Origin of the sequence: Streptomyces solincola (genome assembly GCF_002982015.1) — a bacterium.
GTDB classification, from domain to species: domain Bacteria; phylum Actinomycetota; class Actinomycetes; order Streptomycetales; family Streptomycetaceae; genus Streptomyces; species Streptomyces solincola.
Genome location: NZ_PVLV01000053.1, coordinates 49,874 through 65,488, shown reverse-complemented (window position 1 = coordinate 65,488; position 15,615 = coordinate 49,874). Strand labels below are relative to the sequence as shown.

15 protein-coding genes are annotated in these 15,615 nt (G+C 73.5%); 6 read left to right on the top strand and 9 right to left on the bottom strand.

Features of this window, described 5'->3' with window-relative positions:
• The coding region (locus tag C6N75_RS04110) for an anthrone oxygenase family protein (protein WP_322888027.1) at positions 1-653 on the top strand (653 nt) is incomplete at its 5' end.
• Positions 654-684: 31 nt separating this feature from the next.
• Here the strand turns inward: C6N75_RS04110 and C6N75_RS04105 are convergent.
• A complete protein-coding gene (locus C6N75_RS04105) occupies positions 685-1,611 on the bottom strand; it encodes a ScbA/BarX family gamma-butyrolactone biosynthesis protein (protein WP_256104230.1) in 927 nt (308 codons plus the stop codon).
• A 150-nt stretch (positions 1,612-1,761) separates the two neighbouring features.
• Between C6N75_RS04105 and C6N75_RS04100 the strand changes: the two genes are divergently transcribed.
• Entirely contained in the window at positions 1,762-2,388 is a 627-nt protein-coding gene (locus C6N75_RS04100; RefSeq protein ID WP_105867452.1) for a ScbR family autoregulator-binding transcription factor, read from the top strand.
• Positions 2,385-3,392, top strand: a complete 1,008-nt coding sequence (locus C6N75_RS04095) for an NAD-dependent epimerase/dehydratase family protein (RefSeq protein ID WP_105867451.1) — start codon at positions 2,385-2,387, stop codon at positions 3,390-3,392. Before C6N75_RS04100 ends, C6N75_RS04095 begins: the two co-directional genes overlap by 4 nt.
• 40 nt (positions 3,393-3,432) lie before the next feature.
• Here C6N75_RS04095 and C6N75_RS04090 read toward each other — a convergent pair whose 3' ends face one another.
• Positions 3,433-4,065 (bottom strand): TetR/AcrR family transcriptional regulator, encoded by a 633-nt coding sequence (locus C6N75_RS04090; RefSeq protein ID WP_181160331.1) that lies wholly within the window; start codon positions 4,063-4,065, stop codon positions 3,433-3,435.
• A 409-nt stretch (positions 4,066-4,474) separates the two neighbouring features.
• Between C6N75_RS04090 and C6N75_RS04085 the strand changes: the two genes are divergently transcribed.
• Positions 4,475-5,683 (top strand): IS701 family transposase, encoded by a 1,209-nt coding sequence (locus tag C6N75_RS04085; protein ID WP_105867450.1) that lies wholly within the window; start codon positions 4,475-4,477, stop codon positions 5,681-5,683.
• Between the two features lie 65 nt (positions 5,684-5,748).
• Here the strand turns inward: C6N75_RS04085 and C6N75_RS04080 are convergent, their stop codons facing one another.
• On the bottom strand, positions 5,749-6,975 hold the full coding sequence (locus C6N75_RS04080; protein ID WP_105867449.1) for a cytochrome P450: 1,227 nt from the start codon (positions 6,973-6,975) through the stop codon (positions 5,749-5,751).
• Between the two features lie 281 nt (positions 6,976-7,256).
• On the opposite strand from C6N75_RS04080, the gene C6N75_RS04075 reads away from it, so the two are divergent.
• Together C6N75_RS04075 and C6N75_RS04070 are read left to right on the top strand one after the other, a co-directional pair.
• Positions 7,257-8,516: an acyltransferase family protein gene (locus C6N75_RS04075; protein WP_105867448.1), complete on the top strand. Its 1,260-nt coding sequence runs from the start codon at positions 7,257-7,259 to the stop codon at positions 8,514-8,516.
• A gap of 82 nt (positions 8,517-8,598) precedes the next feature.
• Positions 8,599-9,540, top strand: a complete 942-nt coding sequence (locus tag C6N75_RS04070) for a nitroreductase/quinone reductase family protein (RefSeq protein WP_105867447.1) — start codon at positions 8,599-8,601, stop codon at positions 9,538-9,540.
• Between the two features lie 89 nt (positions 9,541-9,629).
• Here C6N75_RS04070 and C6N75_RS04065 read toward each other — a convergent pair whose 3' ends face one another.
• Genes C6N75_RS04065 through C6N75_RS04040 form a run of 6 tightly spaced genes read right to left on the bottom strand, consistent with a single transcriptional unit; the run spans position 9,630 to position 15,600 of the window.
• Positions 9,630-10,226: a dTDP-4-dehydrorhamnose 3,5-epimerase family protein gene (locus C6N75_RS04065; protein ID WP_105867446.1), complete on the bottom strand. Its 597-nt coding sequence runs from the start codon at positions 10,224-10,226 to the stop codon at positions 9,630-9,632.
• Positions 10,227-10,257: 31 nt separating this feature from the next.
• Entirely contained in the window at positions 10,258-11,196 is a 939-nt protein-coding gene (gene rfbD, locus C6N75_RS04060) for a dTDP-4-dehydrorhamnose reductase (RefSeq protein ID WP_219852844.1), read from the bottom strand.
• Positions 11,193-12,179, bottom strand: coding sequence for a dTDP-glucose 4,6-dehydratase (rfbB, locus tag C6N75_RS04055; RefSeq protein ID WP_105867445.1), 987 nt, complete (start codon positions 12,177-12,179; stop codon positions 11,193-11,195). The genes rfbD and rfbB overlap by 4 nt, the downstream gene beginning before the upstream one ends.
• Positions 12,176-13,243, bottom strand: coding sequence for a glucose-1-phosphate thymidylyltransferase (locus C6N75_RS04050; RefSeq protein ID WP_105867444.1), 1,068 nt, complete (start codon positions 13,241-13,243; stop codon positions 12,176-12,178). The genes rfbB and C6N75_RS04050 overlap by 4 nt, the downstream gene beginning before the upstream one ends.
• Positions 13,244-13,303: 60 nt before the next feature.
• Positions 13,304-14,440: a nucleotide disphospho-sugar-binding domain-containing protein gene (locus tag C6N75_RS04045; protein WP_105867443.1), complete on the bottom strand. Its 1,137-nt coding sequence runs from the start codon at positions 14,438-14,440 to the stop codon at positions 13,304-13,306.
• Positions 14,437-15,600, bottom strand: coding sequence for a macrolide family glycosyltransferase (locus C6N75_RS04040; protein ID WP_105867442.1), 1,164 nt, complete (start codon positions 15,598-15,600; stop codon positions 14,437-14,439). Before C6N75_RS04040 ends, C6N75_RS04045 begins: the two co-directional genes overlap by 4 nt.
• Positions 15,601-15,615: the final 15 nt, after the last annotated feature.

Genomic DNA, 15,615 nt, shown 5'->3' with positions numbered 1-15,615 from the left:
GAGTGAGGACGTATGCGATGACGGCCGACCAGTACCGCCCGGGCAGCTACCCGCACAGCCACCACAGCCCGGGCGGCCACCCGCTGCCCGTCCCCCCGCCGCCGGCCGCGCCGCCCGCCCGCACCTCGGGGGCGGCGGGCTGGCTGCTGGTGGTGTCCGCGGCCATGATGGGCCTGCTGTCCGGGCTCTTCTTCGCCTTCGACGTGTCGGTGATGCCGGGCCTGGCCCGCCTCGACGACGTCGACTACCTGCGGGCCATGCAGAGCTTCAACGACCTGATCGACAACAACGGGCTGTTCGGCATGCTGTTCATGGCCGCGCTGGCCGCGCCGGTGTGGGCGGCGATCGTCGAGTACCGCCGCGGCCGCCGCCGGGTCGCCGTGTGGACGGCCGTGGCCGCCGCCCTCTACCTGGTGACCGTGCTCATCACGGTCACCGTCAACATCCCGCTGAACACGGAACTCGCCGGCCTCGGCGACCCCGCCAAGGCCGGCGACCTCTCCCTGGTCGACGACTTCAAGAACATCTGGGAGCCCGCGAACATCGTCCGCACGGTGCTGTGCACCGCCGCGGTGGTCTGCGTGGCCCAGGCGCTGAAGCTGCACGGACGCTCCACCCCGCGGCCCCCCGCCGCACCGGTGTCCTACCGGTAGGACCGCCGGGCAGGGGCGGGTCCGGTGGCGCTCAGAGGAGCGCGGCCGGGTCCGTCATCTCGGCGGTCGCGTTGAACGCGAAGGAACCGCCCTGGCGGGCGTTGACCCGCACGGTGCGCCGGGTGCCCGGCACCTCGGCCACGTCGGCCGAGTCGGCCTCGATCCAGCACGGCTCGCCGAACTCGACGTACCGGTTGAACGAGATGTCCATGGAGGTGGGCACCAGCGCGTCCCAGGTGGCCTGCGAGGCGCAGGCCGCCTGGCGCACCGACTCCAGCAGCAGCATCCCCGGCACGTGGTCCAGCGCGTGGTCGAAGAGCACCGGGTGGCTGGTGTCGACGCGCAACTGCCAGCGCCGCCGCTCCTCGGTGGGCGAGAGCACGATGTCCTGCTTGCGGAGCCGGCCGACGACGCCGCGCGAGACCGGTGCCGGCGGCGGCGGAGCGCTGGCGAACACGTGCGCGAGGTCGGCGCGCTCACCGCGCAGCCGCCGGTAGACGGCGGGGGAGTGGCACCCGAAGCGGGTGCTCACCATGGCCACCAGCGAGCCGTCGCGCACCACCTCGAGGTGCATGGTCATCATCGCGGGCAGCGAGCGGTGGTACCGGATGTCGGAGAACGCCGCGTGGATCTCCAGGTCCGCGGGGGAGCCGTCGATGCGCAGGGCCTGGGGCTGGACGGCGTACTGAAGGCGGCTCCAGCTCAGCTGGTAGCCGAAGGGGACGTCGTAGGCGACGTGGCTCAGCAGCGGGAACGTCTGCCGGACCGTTTCGCACAGCAGGAGCGGGTCATACGTTCCGTGCGAGGAGCCGTAGAAGCTGTGGCTGCGGGGCCACTGGGCGGTGACGGTGAAGGCGTCCCGGCCCGCCTTCTGCCAGCTGGTGAGGAACACCTCCGCCAGGGCTGCTCGGTGCACGTACTCCTTGGCCACCGTGGTGGTCAGGGCCGGTCTGGACACCGCGGGACGTTCCGATGCGATGAGCATGAGCATGCCTCTCCCCTGGGCGTGCGTATGTGTGGGCCCCCGACCGGCACTACCGGTCACGGGGGCCGGCTTGTAAAATAAGGTCGTTCGTTTTTTTTGTCGATAGAGACCGGGGCACCAGAAATGGCTGAGCCGAAGCAGGAGCGGGCGGTGAAGACGCGGGAGACGATCCTGTACGCCGCCGCCGAGATCTTCGACGCTTACGGATACAGCGGCGCCAGCATCAGCAAGATCATGGAACGCGCCGACGTCACCCAGGGCGGGATGTACTTCCACTTCAAGTCCAAGCTCGGGCTGGCCAAGGCCGTCTTGGCGGCCCAGCAGGAGTCGGTGGTCATCCCCGAGGGCCCGCCCGGCCTCCAGCGGCTGATCGACCTCAACTTCTTCCTGGCCAGCGAGTTGCAGAACAACGTGCTGTTCCGGGCCAGCGTCCGGCTCGCCGTCGAGCAGGGCGACTTCGGGATGCGGGACGACACCGCGTACCAGGAGTGGGTGGACCAGTTCCACGCCCTGCTGTGCGCCGCCCGCGAGCGCGGCGAACTCCTCCCCGACGTCGACGAGCTGGAGTTCGCCAACGTCCTGGTCGGCTGCTACAGCGGCACCCAGGTCTTCTCCAACATCGCCTCCGGCCGCGCCGACCTCCAGTCCCGCCTCACCTCGATGTGGCGCTACCTGCTGCCCGCCATCGCCACCCCCAAGGCGCTGATGGAGCTGCGGCTGCCCGTCGACGCGCAGAGACTCGCCGCATGAGACCCGGGCCGGCGCGGCCCCGGACGGTGGTGCTCACCGGCGCCACCGGCTTCATCGGCTCCGCCGTGCTGGCCGAACTGCGCCGGCGCGCCGACCGCGACCGGACCGCGGACGGCGGCCCGGCCCTCGTCGTACGGGCGGTCGGCCGGCGCGCCCCCGAGGGCGCCGCGGCCGCCCTGGTCGACGAGTGGACGCCGGCCGACCTGGAGCGCCCGGACACCCTGGCCGGGGTGTGCCGGGGCGCGGACGCCCTGCTCCACACGGCCTCGCTGATCGGCACCGACGAGGTCCGCTGCGCCGCGGTCAACACGCTGGGCACGGCCGCCCTGATGGCCGACGCCCGGGCCGCAGGGGTACGCCGGATCGTGCACCTCTCCACGGCCGCCGTCTACGGCCCCGGCCCGCACCGCGACCTCGCGGTGGACCAGGTCCGCCCCGCGCCCGTCTCGGCGTGCAGCCGGACCCGGCTCGCCGGCGAGGGGTACGCGCGGGCCGCCGGCGCGTCCGTGCTGCGGCCCGGCCTGGTGCTGGGCGACGGCGACCGCTGGGTGGTGCCGGCGCTCGCCGAACTGCTGGAGGCCGTACCGGGGTCGTGGGGCGGCGGTCGCGCGATGCTCTCGCTGGTGGCGGTCGGCGACCTGGCCCGGCTGATCACCCGCCTCGGCCTGGCCCGCCAGGCGCCGCCCGCCGGCCGCGTCTGGCACGCCGGCCACCCCGAGCCGGTCTCCCTGGCCCGCCTGCTCGACACCCTGGCCCATCACCGGATCGTCCCCGCCGCGCCCGCCCTGGCGCTGGACTGGGAGACGTGCGTACGCCGCCTCGGCGCCTCCGGCTCACGGGTCGGCGAACGCCAGCTCTCCCTCTTCGCCCAGGACTACTGGTACGACAGCCGGCCGGTGTGGCGGGCCGCCCGCTGCCGGCCCGGCCCGGGCCCGCTGACCCGCCTGGCCGACGCCGCGCCCTGGTACCGCGCCCTCCTCGCCGACCGGGCGGCCCCCCGCTGAGGGACCGCCCGGCCGCGTGCGCCACCGTCCCGCGCCGGCGTCAGCGCAGGACGGGCTCCTGCTCCTCCTCCGCGGCCGCCGCCGGCTGCCGCAGACCCGGATGGCCCTCCGCCGACACCCCGGCGAGCGCCACGTGCCAGACCCGCTTGAGCTGGCCGACGGCGCTCTCGTAGTCGAGGCCCGAGCCCAGCCGCGCCCGCAGGTACGCCTCCGCGCCGCTGGTCAGGTGCTCCACCAGGGTGGTGACGTCCGCGGGCCGGGCGTCGGTGCGCAACTGCCCGTCCTCATGGGCCTGTTCCAGCAGCTCGCGCACGGCGGGCAGCCACGCGTCCGACCAGGCCCCGGTGTCCGGGCGCTCCCGCCCGAGCCGGATCGCGGCCCGGACCGAGGACTCCCGCTCCATCAGCCGCACCAGCTCCAGCGTGAGGTCGACGACCGTGCGCAGCGCGGACCTCCGCCCGGCGGCCAGGCGGTCCAGCGCGGCCAGCGTCACCGCTCGCCCCTCGTCCCGCACCGCGTCCGCCAGGCTCCCCTTGGTCGGGAAGTGGAAGGTCACCGCCCCGATGGACAGGCCGCCGGCGACCGCGCTGATCCGCGACAGCGACGTCCCGTCGTAGCCGAACCGGTCGAACTCCTCGGCCGCCGCTCTGACCAGGGCCCGGCGCGTGCGCACGGCCCTCTCCTGTTTCACCACACCGTCTCCCGAAGAGTGCTGCCCGCCACCGGAAGGGCGAGGCCCCGGGCGCGGGTCCGTCGGCGCGCTGCTGGGTCGTCCCGCTGTGAACGGGGTGATCCATCCGTTTCCAAGGGTCTCGCTCCCGTCCTCCCCGGGACAAGCCGGAGTTGCTCAAGACGTTCCGGATAGGGCCGATTCGGCTGGATAACCACGGTGACCACCCGGTGGACGCCGTTCCGGTTGCCGGTGCACGGGGCGCGCTGCACGGCTGCCCGCCGGCGGGCAGCGGGGGCCGACTTGGCGAAGTGCATCCAGTGACTCTCCTAGGTCGCAAAAAAAAGAGGGTGTTCGCTATTATTTTATCGCGCTCGGCAGTCGCAGGCCGAGAAGAGGGAGGGAACGGGCCATGGTCGCGCCAGCTTTGACAGAAGCACGAGCCTCGCTGCCGGTGTTCGCCGAGAGGATCTTCGAGGGCCTGCCGCGCGCCGACCAGCGGCGCTGGGCGCAGACCTACGTCGAGGGACTGCTCGCCACACCGGGCAAGAAGTCGGTACGCAAGCTGGCCGCCGCGGTCTCCGCCGCGCCCGCCGCCTCGCAGTCCCTGCACCAGTTCGTCAACGCCAGCCCCTGGGAGTGGACCCCGGTGCGCGCCGAGCTGTCCCGCTGGGTCGAGCAGCAGACGACCCCGCGGGCCTGGGTGATCAACCAGGCGGTGCTGCGCAAGCGGGGCGAGCACTCCTGCGGGGTGCACCGCCGCTTCATGGCCGCCACCGGGCGCTCGGTCACCTGCCAGGTCGGCGTGGGCCTCTTCCTCTCCTCGGCGGCCGGCGCCGTCCCCGTCGACTGGCGGCTGCTGCTGCCCGGCTCCTGGGCCCGCGACGAGGACCGCCGCCGGCGCACCCGCATCCCGGACGAGGTCGGCCCCCGCTCCATCGAGCTGCACGCCCTGGACCTGGTCGACGCGCTCGCCGAGGCGGGCCGGGCCGCGCCGCTGCCGGTGGTCGCCGACCTCGACTCCACCAGCCCCGCCGCGGTGAGCGCCCTGGTCGCCGGACTCGCCCAGCGCGGCCGGGACTTCGTGGTCGCCGTGCCGCCCACCCTCCAGGTCATGGTCGGCCGCCACTTGCGGGTGCACCGCCCGCACGGCGGCGACGGGCAGAACATGGTGCTCGCCGCCCGCGGCCTGTTCGCCTTCGACGCCGGCACCCTCACCCGCATGGAGAGCGTGCCCTCACCGGACGGCCGCGGCCGGCACGTCACCGTCATGTCCAGCTTCGTCCGGCTGCCCGCCCCCGGCGCCGGCGACGGCGCCCAGCGCACCTACCGCCTCTTCGCCGTCCGCCCCGAGAACGGCCGCAGACCGGTGCAGCTCTGGCTGAGCAGCCTCACCCACACCCGCATGGACGCCCTCCTCGGCCTCACCCGCCTCCCCGCCGCCGCCGAGGACACCGTCCGCGAACTCTCCGACGACTTCGGCCTCCTCGACTTCGAGGGCCGCTCCTACCCCGGCTGGCACCACCACATGACGCTGGTCTCCGCCGCCTACGCCTACCACCGCCTCACCACCCGCCCCCTCCCCCCGGGCGACCGCGACCGCCTGCTGGCGGCAGCCTGACGGCAGCGCCGAAGCGGACGCGCCGGGGACCTGGTGGGTCCCCGGCGCGTCCGGTGCGGTCCTCCCTAGGGGTGCCAGGCGACCGGGAGGTGGCGCGGGCCGCGGATCAACGCGGTTCTCTCGCGCCAGGGGACTTCGGTACGGGGGACGGCCAGGCGCAGGTCCGGGAACTCGCGCAGGAGGGCCGCCAGGGCGACGCGGATCTCGGTCCTGGCCAGCGGGGCGCCGGGGCAGAAGTGCGGGCCGAAGCCGAAGGCCAGGTGCGGGTTGTGCGACCGCCGGAGGTCCAGGACCTGCGGATCGGCGAACACCTCCTCGTCGAAGTTGGCCGAGACCATCGCGGGGAACACCGCCTCCCCCTCGCGCACGACCACGCCGCCCAGCTTCACGTCCTCGGCGGCGACCCGGGGCAGCGACTCCTGGCCGCCCAGCGGGATGAACCGCAGCAGTTCCTCGACCGCCGTGTCGAGCCGCTCCGGGTGCCGCGCCAGCTCCGCCCACAGGCCGTCGACGAGCAGGGTGAGGACGGAGTTGGCGATGGCGTTGGCCGTGGTCTCGTGGCCCGCCGCCAGGATGGTCACCCCCAGGGTGACCAGCTCCTCCTCGGACAGCCGCCCCTCGTCCTCGTCGCGCGCGGCGATCAGCGCGGACAGCAGGTCGTCGCGCGGCTCGGCGCGGTGGCGGGCGACGTGCTCGGCGAGGTAGGACATCAGCGCCTCGGAGGCGGCCTCGACGTCCTCGGCCGGGACGCCCTCGCCGCTGAACACCACCTCGGAGAAGCGCTGGAAGAAGTGCTGGTCCGCGGCGGGCACGCCGAGCATCTCGCAGATCACCGTGATCGGCAGCGGCATCGAGAAGGCGTCGACCAGGTCCACCGGCGAACCGGCGGCCCGCATGCCGGCGACCAGCTCGCCGACCAGCTCCTCGATGCGGGGCCGCCACGCCTCGACGTTCCGGCGTGAGAACGCCCCCGAGATCAGCCTGCGCATCCGGGCGTGCTCCGGCGGGTCCAGGGACAGGATGTCGCCGCCCGGGTTCAGCCACTCCTGCGTGCGGGGGACGTCCGCCTGCACGGTGGCGGCCCGCGAGAACCGCGGGTCGCCGAGCACGGTCTTGATCTCGGCCTGCCGGGTCGCCAGCCAGCCCTCCCCGCCGTACGGCAGTCGCACCCGCCGCACCGGGCAGGTGGCGCGCAGCTCGGCGAACTCCGGCGGCACGTCCAGCCGGTGGCCGTCGGGGAAGGGGTAGGGCAGCGGCTGCTCCGGCGTTCCTCGCTCCGGGGTCGTCGTCACGGGAGCTCCTCGGGAATCCGGGTGTCGGCAGGGGCGGTACCGGCGGTACCGGCGGGCTGGGCGGTGCTGTCGGCAGGGACGCTACGGGCGGGCGCTGGGGGCCGACTCGAGCGCCGATGCGGACGTGGACGCGGATGCGGTGGACGGGGCCCGGGGCCAGGTCCCAGCGATAGTCAAGCGGTCCGGCCTAGCGTCCTTCGCGATGCGCGGCGGACGGTCGCCGGCGCACCGACCTCCTCGCCCGTCCCCGGTGAAACCGCTGATCACAGGAGCACGCGTCCATGACCGCTGCCAGACCACCGATCCGCCAGTTGCCCTCACTGACCGGCTACCGCGCGGTCCTGTTCGTCGCCGTGTTCCTGACGCACACGCTCGGCGCGGGCCAGTTCTACGCGGACGCCGACATCAACGCGCTCGGCACGATCCTGCCGTACGGCACCTCGGCCCTGTCCACCTTCTTCGTGCTCAGCGGCTTCGTGCTCACCTGGGGTGAGCCGTGGCGCAGCACCGTGCGCAACTTCTGGTGGCGCCGGGTGCTCAAGATCTACCCGGGGCACGTGATCACCTGGGCGGGCACGCTGCTCATGCTGTGGGTGATCGGCCCGATGATGCTGATGGGGTCGCTCGCCGAGACCTCCACCGGCCCGGTGGTGGCCAACCTGTTCCTGGTGCAGGCGTGGATACCCGACCTCTCGTACCTCTTCAGCGTGTACGGCGTGAACTGGTCGGTGTCCTGCGAGATCGCGTTCTACCTGCTGCTGCCCCTGCTGATCCGGCCGATCCTGCGGATCCGCGCGGAGCGGCTGTGGCTGTGGCTCGGCGTGGCGGCCGCCACGCTGGTCGCCATCCCCACCGCGACGCACCTCTTCCTCGCCGGCCCGGTGTGGGACTACTGGGCGCCGCTGTCGTTCTGGCAGGCGTTCCTGACCTACTTCTTCCCGCTCACCCGGCTGCCCGAGTTCCTGATGGGTGTGCTGCTGGCGCGGATCGTGCAGACCGGGCGGTGGTCGCCCAAGGTGAACGTGTGGTGGATCGGCCTGCTGGTCGCGGGCCTGTGGGCGCTGCTGGACGTGCTCCCCGCCACCTTCCGCAGCAGCGGGCTGCTGACCCTCGGCATCGCCCTGCTGGTCCCGCTGATCGCGGCGCGCGACCTCGCGGACAAGCCGTCGTGGCTGGACAGCAAGCCCATGGTGCTGCTTGGCAACGCCTCCTACGCGGCGTACCTGGTGCACTTCCCGCTGCTGGGCCTGGCCCGCTACCTCACCGGGGAGACGAAGCAGTTCGGCTTCTGGGGCGCGACGCTGATCGTGGTCGTGCTGTTCGTGGTCACGCAGGCGGTCGGCCTCGCCATGTTCGTCGGCCTGGAGCGCCCGCTGATGCGGAAGTTCGGCCGGCCGCGCTGGTCGCTCGCCGCGTCCACCGCGCCCGACCCGGCGAAGACCGCCGTGCCCGACCCGGCCGCCGCCGCACCGGCCGCCGCGCCCGCCGCCGCCGCCGCAGCCGGGGCCGGCGTGACCGCCGCGGCCGCCGCCCGCAGGTGATACCGTCCCGACCGTGTTCCGCAGGCGGCCCACCCGGCAGGGTGGGCGGTGGGCGGGCACAGACCTTCAGGGGTTGCACCACATGTCAGACCAGAACACGTCGGACCAGAAGCAGTTCGAGGAGTTCCTCGCGTTCCAGCAGGGCGTCATCGACGAGTTCCGCGCCAACGACGGCAAGGTCGGCGGGATGTTCGAAGGCTCCACGCTCTGCCTCATCACCACGACGGGGGCGCGCACCGGCCGCCCCCGCACCCAGCCCCTCGGCCTGATGCAGGTCGACGGACAGGACCTGGTCGTCGCCTCGGCGGGCGGCGCGCCGACCCACCCGGCCTGGTACCACAACATCCGCAAGAACCCGATCGTGACGGTCGAGAAGGGCTCCCGCACCTTCCGGGCGATCGCCTCGATCCCGCCGGGCGAGGAGCGCGACGGGCTCTTCGCGCAGATCGTCGCGCAGGAGCCCGGCTACGGCGAGTACCAGAAGAACACCGACCGCGTCATCCCGGTCGTCGTCCTGCACCCGGTCGACCTCGCACCCGACCGCGTCAAGCACCTCGGTGACGAACTGGTCGAGGTGCACGACTGGCTGCGCGGCGAACTGAAGGACCTGCGCCGGCGGATCGACGACGTGGTGGAGGGCCGGGCCGGCGACGTCGCCGCGGCGGCGGACACCGGGGACGGCGGTGTGCTCGCCCGACTGCGGTCGCACTGCCTGGACTTCTGCCACGCGCTGCACATCCACCACGCCGGCGAGGACATCGGCGCCTTCCCGGTGCTCCGCGACCGCTTCCCGGCCCTCGCGCCGGTGCTGGACCGGTTCGCCGAGGAGCACAAGACGGTCGTCGAACTCCAGAACCGGATCAAGGCGCTGGTCGAGGAGTTCGCTCCCGACCGGGACGATCCGGTGAGGCTGCGCGCGGAGGTGGAAGACCTCGCGAGCCGGCTCGAAGCGCACTTCGACGAGGAGGAACGCCAACTCGTCACCGCGCTGAACGCCATGGGCCCCGCGCCCGAGCGCGGCTGAACACGACGGCAGGGGAGCACGGGCGGGAGTTCCGCCCGTGCTCCCCTGCCGTTCGGGGCGGCTCGCGGCCGCCGGGGGAAGGGGCGCGGTCAGCCCTCGCGCAGCTCCCGGCGGAACGCCACACAGCGCTCGTACGCGGGCAGGAGTCCGTCGCGCCGGGCCGCCTGGAGGGTCGGCGCCTTCTCGTCCTTCGGCGACATCAGGAACGGCACGTCGTCCGGCCAGTCGATGGCGAGGTCCGGATCGAGCGGGTGGATCCCGTGTTCGCGGCCCGGGTTGTAGCCCTCCGAGCACAGGTAGACGACCGTGGTGTCGTCGCTCAGGGCGAGGAAGGCGTGCCCCAGGCCCTCGGAGAGGTACACCGCGCGGTGCGTCCGGTCGTCCAGGCGCACGCCCTCCCACCGGCCGAAGGTCGGCGAACCGACCCGGATGTCGACGATGACGTCCAGCACCGCGCCCCGGACGCAGGCCACGTACTTCGCCTGGCCCGGCGGCACGTCCGCGAAGTGGATGCCGCGCAGGGTGCCGCGCCGGGAGATGGAGCAGTTCGCCTGGGCGAGCCTCAGGTCCTGGCCCAGGGCGCCCCGCAGGGTGCGGCCCTGGAGCAGCTCGTGGACGCTTCCCCGCTCGTCGGGGAAGACGGTGGGCTCGTGGATCCACGAGCCCTCGATGGACAGCGGTCGCATGGGTGTGGGCACCTCGGTAGTGCGGTGGCGGTCAGGACGGCGCGTGCGCGGCGGGCGACGGTCGGGACGGAGCGGCCGGCGCGGCGGCGCGGCACATCTCCGGCCACGCCCCGGCCAGCGCCTCGCGCCAGTGGCGCATCGGCTCGATGCCGGCCTCGCGCCAGCGGTCGTGCCCCAGCACGCTGTACGCCGGCCGGGCCGCGGGACGCGGGAAGCGGTCACTGGGGACGGGGCGCACCCGCGAGACGTCCGCGCCGAGGAGGGCGAAGACCTCCGCGGCCAGCTCGAACCAGGTGGCGTCGCCGCCGCTGGTGCCGTGGTAGATCCCGGGCGGGGCGCTCCCGGCGAGCGCGGCGCGCCCCAGCAGGAGCAGGTGGTCGGCGAGGTCCCCCGTCCAGGTGGGCTGGCCCCGCTGGTCGTCCACGACCTCGACGGGGCCGGCGCCGCGCGCCAGGGCGATCATGGTGCGCACGAAGCTGCGCCCGTGCTCCCCGAACAGCCACGCGGTGCGGACGACGTGGCCGGTGCGCGGAAGCGCCTGGAGGACGGCGCGCTCCCCGGCCAGCTTGCCGCGGCCGTAGGCGGTCCGCGGCGCGGGCGGAGCGTCCTCGGGGTACGGCTGTGCGGCGTCGCCGCCGAAGACGTAGTCCGTCGAGACGTGCAGCAGTACGGCGTCCAGGGCGCCGCACTCCTCGGCCAGCAGGCGGGGGCCCCTCGCGTTGACGGCGTGGGCCTCGGCCTCCTTCTCCTCCGCCTCGTCCACCGCCGTCCACGCCGCGCAGTTGACCACCAGGGCCGGGCGGTGGGCCCGCAGGACCTCGCGCACGGCGCGGGGGTCGGTGACGTCCAGGGCGGAGCGGCCGACCGCCACCGTGCGGACGCCGGCCCGCCCCAGCCGGGGCAGGAGGTCGCGGGCCAGCATCCCGTCGGCCCCGGTCACGAGCCAGACCGGCCCGTCGGCGGGCGTCACAGGGCGGCCCGCTCCAGCAGCGGCTCCCACCACACCCGCTGCTCCCGGTACCACCGCACGGTCTCGGCCAGGCCCTGGGCGAGCGGCACGCGGGGCCGGTAGCCCAGCTCGTCGCGGATCTTGGTCCAGTCGACGGAGTACCGCTGGTCGTGGCCCTTGCGGTCCTCCACGTACGTCACGCTGGTCTCCCACCGGGCCCCGCAGGCGTCCAGGATCAGGGCGGTCAGCTCCTTGTTGGCCAGCTCGGTGCCGCCGCCGATGTTGTAGACCTCGCCCGCGCGGCCCCGGGTGCGCACCAGCTCGATCGCCCGGACGTGGTCGTCCACGTGGAGCCAGTCCCGGACGTTGCCCCCGTCGCCGTACAGCGGCAGCTTCCTGCCGTCCAGCAGGTTGGTGACGAAGCGCGGGATCAGCTTCTCGGGGAAGTGGTGGTGGCCGTAGTTGTTGGAGCAGCGGGTCACCCGGACGTCCAGCCCGTGCGTACGGTGGTAGGACAGCGCGACCAGGTCGCTCGCCGCCTTCGAGGACGAGTACGGCGAGTTGGGCCGCAGCGGCTCCTCCTCGGTCCACGAGCCCTCGGCGATCGACCCGTACACCTCGTCGGTCGAGATGTGCACGAAGGTCCGGGCGCCGGCCCGGTGGGCGGCGTCGACCAGGGTGTGGGTGCCCAGCACGTTGGTGCGGACGAACTCCGCGCCGCCGTCGATGGAGCGGTCCACATGGGACTCGGCCGCGAAGTGCACCACCTGGTCGTGGTCGGCCATCAGCCTCTCGACGAGCCGCGCGTTGCAGATGTCGCCGCGCACGAAGCCGAACGCCGCCTGCCCGCGCACCGCGTCCAGGTTGGCGGTGTTCCCCGCGTAGGTGAGCTTGTCCAGCACGGTCACCGAGACGTCACCGGGCCCCTCGGGGCCCAGCAGCGTACGGACGTAGTGGGAGCCGATGAAGCCGGCGCCGCCGGTCACCAGGATGCGCGTCGTCATGACGGGACCTGCACCTCGCTGTGGTCGCCGAGCACCAGCCGGTGGGCGGAGGAGTTGCGGGGGGCGGGCCGGACGCGCACGCCCCTTCCGATGAGCGAGGCGGTGACCCGGCCGACGCCCTCCAGCGCGGAGTCGCGCAGCACGATGGAGTACTCGATCTCGCTGTCCTCGATGCGGCAGCCCTCCGAGACGGAGGTGAACGGGCCGACGTAGGAGTTGCTGACCACCGTGGAGGCCCCGATGACCGCGGGGCCGACGATGCGGCTGCCGCTGATCCGGGCGCCCTTCTCGATCCGGACCCGGCCGATGATCTCGGTGCCGGCGTCGACCGTCCCCTCCACGCCGGACTCGATGCCCTCCAGCACCGACCGGTTGACCTCCAGCATGTCGGTGACGTTGCCGGTGTCCTTCCAGTAGCCCGAGACGGTGGTCGGCCGGACGTCCCGGCGCTGGTCGATCAGCCACTGGATGGCGTGCGTGATCTCCAGCTCGCCGCGGTGCGACGGCGTGATGGCGCGCACCGCCTCGTGCACGGCCGGGGTGAACAGGTAGACGCCCACCAGGGCGAGGTCGCTCTTGGGGAACTCCGGCTTCTCGGTCAGCGAGACGACCCGTCCGTCGGCGTCCAACTCCGCCACCCCGAACGAGCCGGGGTCGGGCACCCGGGTCAGCAGGATGCTCGCGTCGGGGCGCTCGGCCCGGAAGTCGGCCACCAGGCCGGAGATCCCGCCGACGATGAAGTTGTCGCCGAGGTACATCACGAAGTCGTCGTCGCCGAGGAAGTCCCGGGCGATGAGCACGGCGTGCGCGAGCCCGAGCGGAGCGGCCTGCGGGATGTAGGTGACGTCGAGGCCGAACCGGGAGCCGTCGCCCACGGCGGCGCGGATCTCGTCCGCGGTCTCCCCGACGACGACGCCGACCTCGGTGATGCCGGCCTCCGCGATCGCCTCCAGGCCGTAGAAGAGGACCGGTTTGTTGGCCACCGGCACCAGTTGCTTGGCGGACGTGTGGGTGATGGGGCGCAGGCGGGTACCGGTCCCGCCTGCCAAGACCAGCGCCTTCATGGGTTTCCTCCGCTGATGACGGCGTCGCGCACGGACGGTGCGGACGGCTCGGTGGCCCGGCTATCCACGGGCGAGGTCCTCCAGCCGGGCCACCACCTCGGCGGGGCCGGGTTGCCGGGCGATCTCCGCGCGGACCGCGCGGGCCCGGGCCAGGTAGGACGGGGCGCCGAGGATCTCCTCGGCGGCGGCGCGCAGCTCGGCCGGGGACTGCCGGTCCGCCGGCAGGGTGAGCGCCGCGCCCCGGGCGGAGATCCGCTCGCAGGGCGGCAGCATCTTCGGGATGTTGGGGATCAGCAACTGCGGCACCCCCGCGTTCAGCGCGGTGAGCGAGGTCTGCCCGCCGCCGTGGTGGACGATCAGCCGGCAGGTGGTCAGCAGCACGTCCAGCGGGATCCAGCCGGCCCGCACCCGGTCCGGGTCGGCCTTGAGGCCCCTCGCGACCGCCTCCGGCGCGGCGACCACCAGCTCCACGTCCAGGTCGGCGACGCTGTCCAGCAGGTCCTGGAGGTAGGCGAGTTCGTCCTCGTGCGAGACCCGGCTGCCGGCGGTGACGCATACCCGCGGCCGGTCGGGCGCGCGGTACATCCACGGCTGGAGCGCACGCTGCTCGTTGTACGGGACGAAGCGCATGGACTGCCGGGGCCCCGGCGCGTCGGCGGCGCGCAGGCTCGGCGGGCAGATGTCGACCCACAGATCGGTCCCGGGCAGCCCGTCCAGGCCCAGCGCCGACAGCTCGGGGGCCAGCTCGTCGGCCGCGCCCTCGTCGATGCCCGGCGGCTCGCCGAGGTCCCAGGTGTGCCGGACGAACGGCACGCCGACCTCGGCGGCCAGCAGCGGAGCCGCGTAGCAGAGCGACCCGCCGACCACCAGGTCGGGGGCCCAGTCCGCGGCCAGGGCGCGCAGCGCGGGCAGGCTCGCCGCGGCGAACCTGCCGAAGCCGCGGCCGTTGAAGCGCAGGCGCTCGCCGGGATCCGCCGGGAGGTCCAGCGCGCGGCCGTCGCGGTCGGCGAACATGAACCCGCGCATGGTGCCGGCCGTGACGGGGACGGTGGGCAGGCCCACGGCGGACGTGAAGGGGACCATCTCGTCGGGCGAGGCGACCAGGACCTCGTGGCCCGCCAACCGGGCCGCGGTGGCGAGCGGGGCCGGCGCGAACACCGTCGCCGGGCTGCCGCCGGTCAGGAAGAGCATCTTCATCGCACGAACGCCTCCAGGAGGTCGGCGCCGAGTGCCGCGCCGTCGGCCTTGCTGTTCACGCGGCGGCACAGCGCCGCCACCTCGCGCCGGATGGCGGCGTCGTCGGCCACCGCCCGTACCGTCTCGAAGATCCCCTCGGCGGAGGTGTCGGCGAGCCGGCGGCCGAGCCCCAGCTCCTCCACCCGCCGGGCGTTGGCCATCTGCTCCGGGACCTGGGCGGCGGAGACCATCGGCACCCCGCAGTACACCGCGCCCATCGTGGAGCCCATGCCGTTGTGGGTGAGGAACACGTCGGCCTGCCGCAGCACCGCGAGCTGCGGCAGGTGCCGGTGGACGTCGAAGTTCGGCGGCGGCGTCCGGCCCGACAGGTCCACCTTCCCGCCGACGGCCATCACCACCTGCCAGTCGGTGCCGGCGAACGCGTCCATGCAGTGGTGGAAGAACTCCGGCCGGTCGTTCCAGATGGTGCCCAGCGCGATGTACAGCAGCCGGGAGCCTGGGACCTTCGGCCGGTACTCCCCCTCCTGGCTCCGGTCGCCGATGCCGGGACCGATGAAGTGGAAGGCGTCGCCGAAGCGGTCCGCGCCCGGCTGGAACTCCTCCGGCACGAAGACCAGGTTCAGCTCGGCCGGCTCCGCGGCGTTCAGCTCCTTGTGCACGCCGTACTCCGCGAAGAAGTCGCGGCACTCCGCCTGCGCCCGCACCAGCGGGGGGTGGGTGAAGTCCAGCGGCTCCGACATCAGCAGGTCGGTGAGCGAGTCCTCCTCGTCGGTGGCCATGGTGGGCACGAGGTAGGCGTACGGCGTCGAGAGCGCCTCGGCGAGCAGTTGGCCGTGGTAGTCCAGTTGGTCCGTGCACACCACGTCGGGCCGGTCGTCGCGGTAGAAGTCCATCAGCACCGGCATCGACGTGCGCCGCTCGGCGAGCCCGAGCCGCAGCACCTCGGTGAGGTCCTCGGTGGTGAAGTGCTCGAACATCGGCGGGTTCTGAAGGGCCGTCGGCAGCACCACCGGCTCCGCGCCGGTCTGCCGCACCAGGTGCTCCAGATCGGGCCCGACGGCGAAGCTGACCCGGTGACCGCGCCGTACGAGTTCGCGCACCAGCGGCAGCGCGGGCGTGACGTGCCCGTAGGCGTTCGGGGTGAGGAAAGCCAGATGCACGGCCCTCTCCTCCTC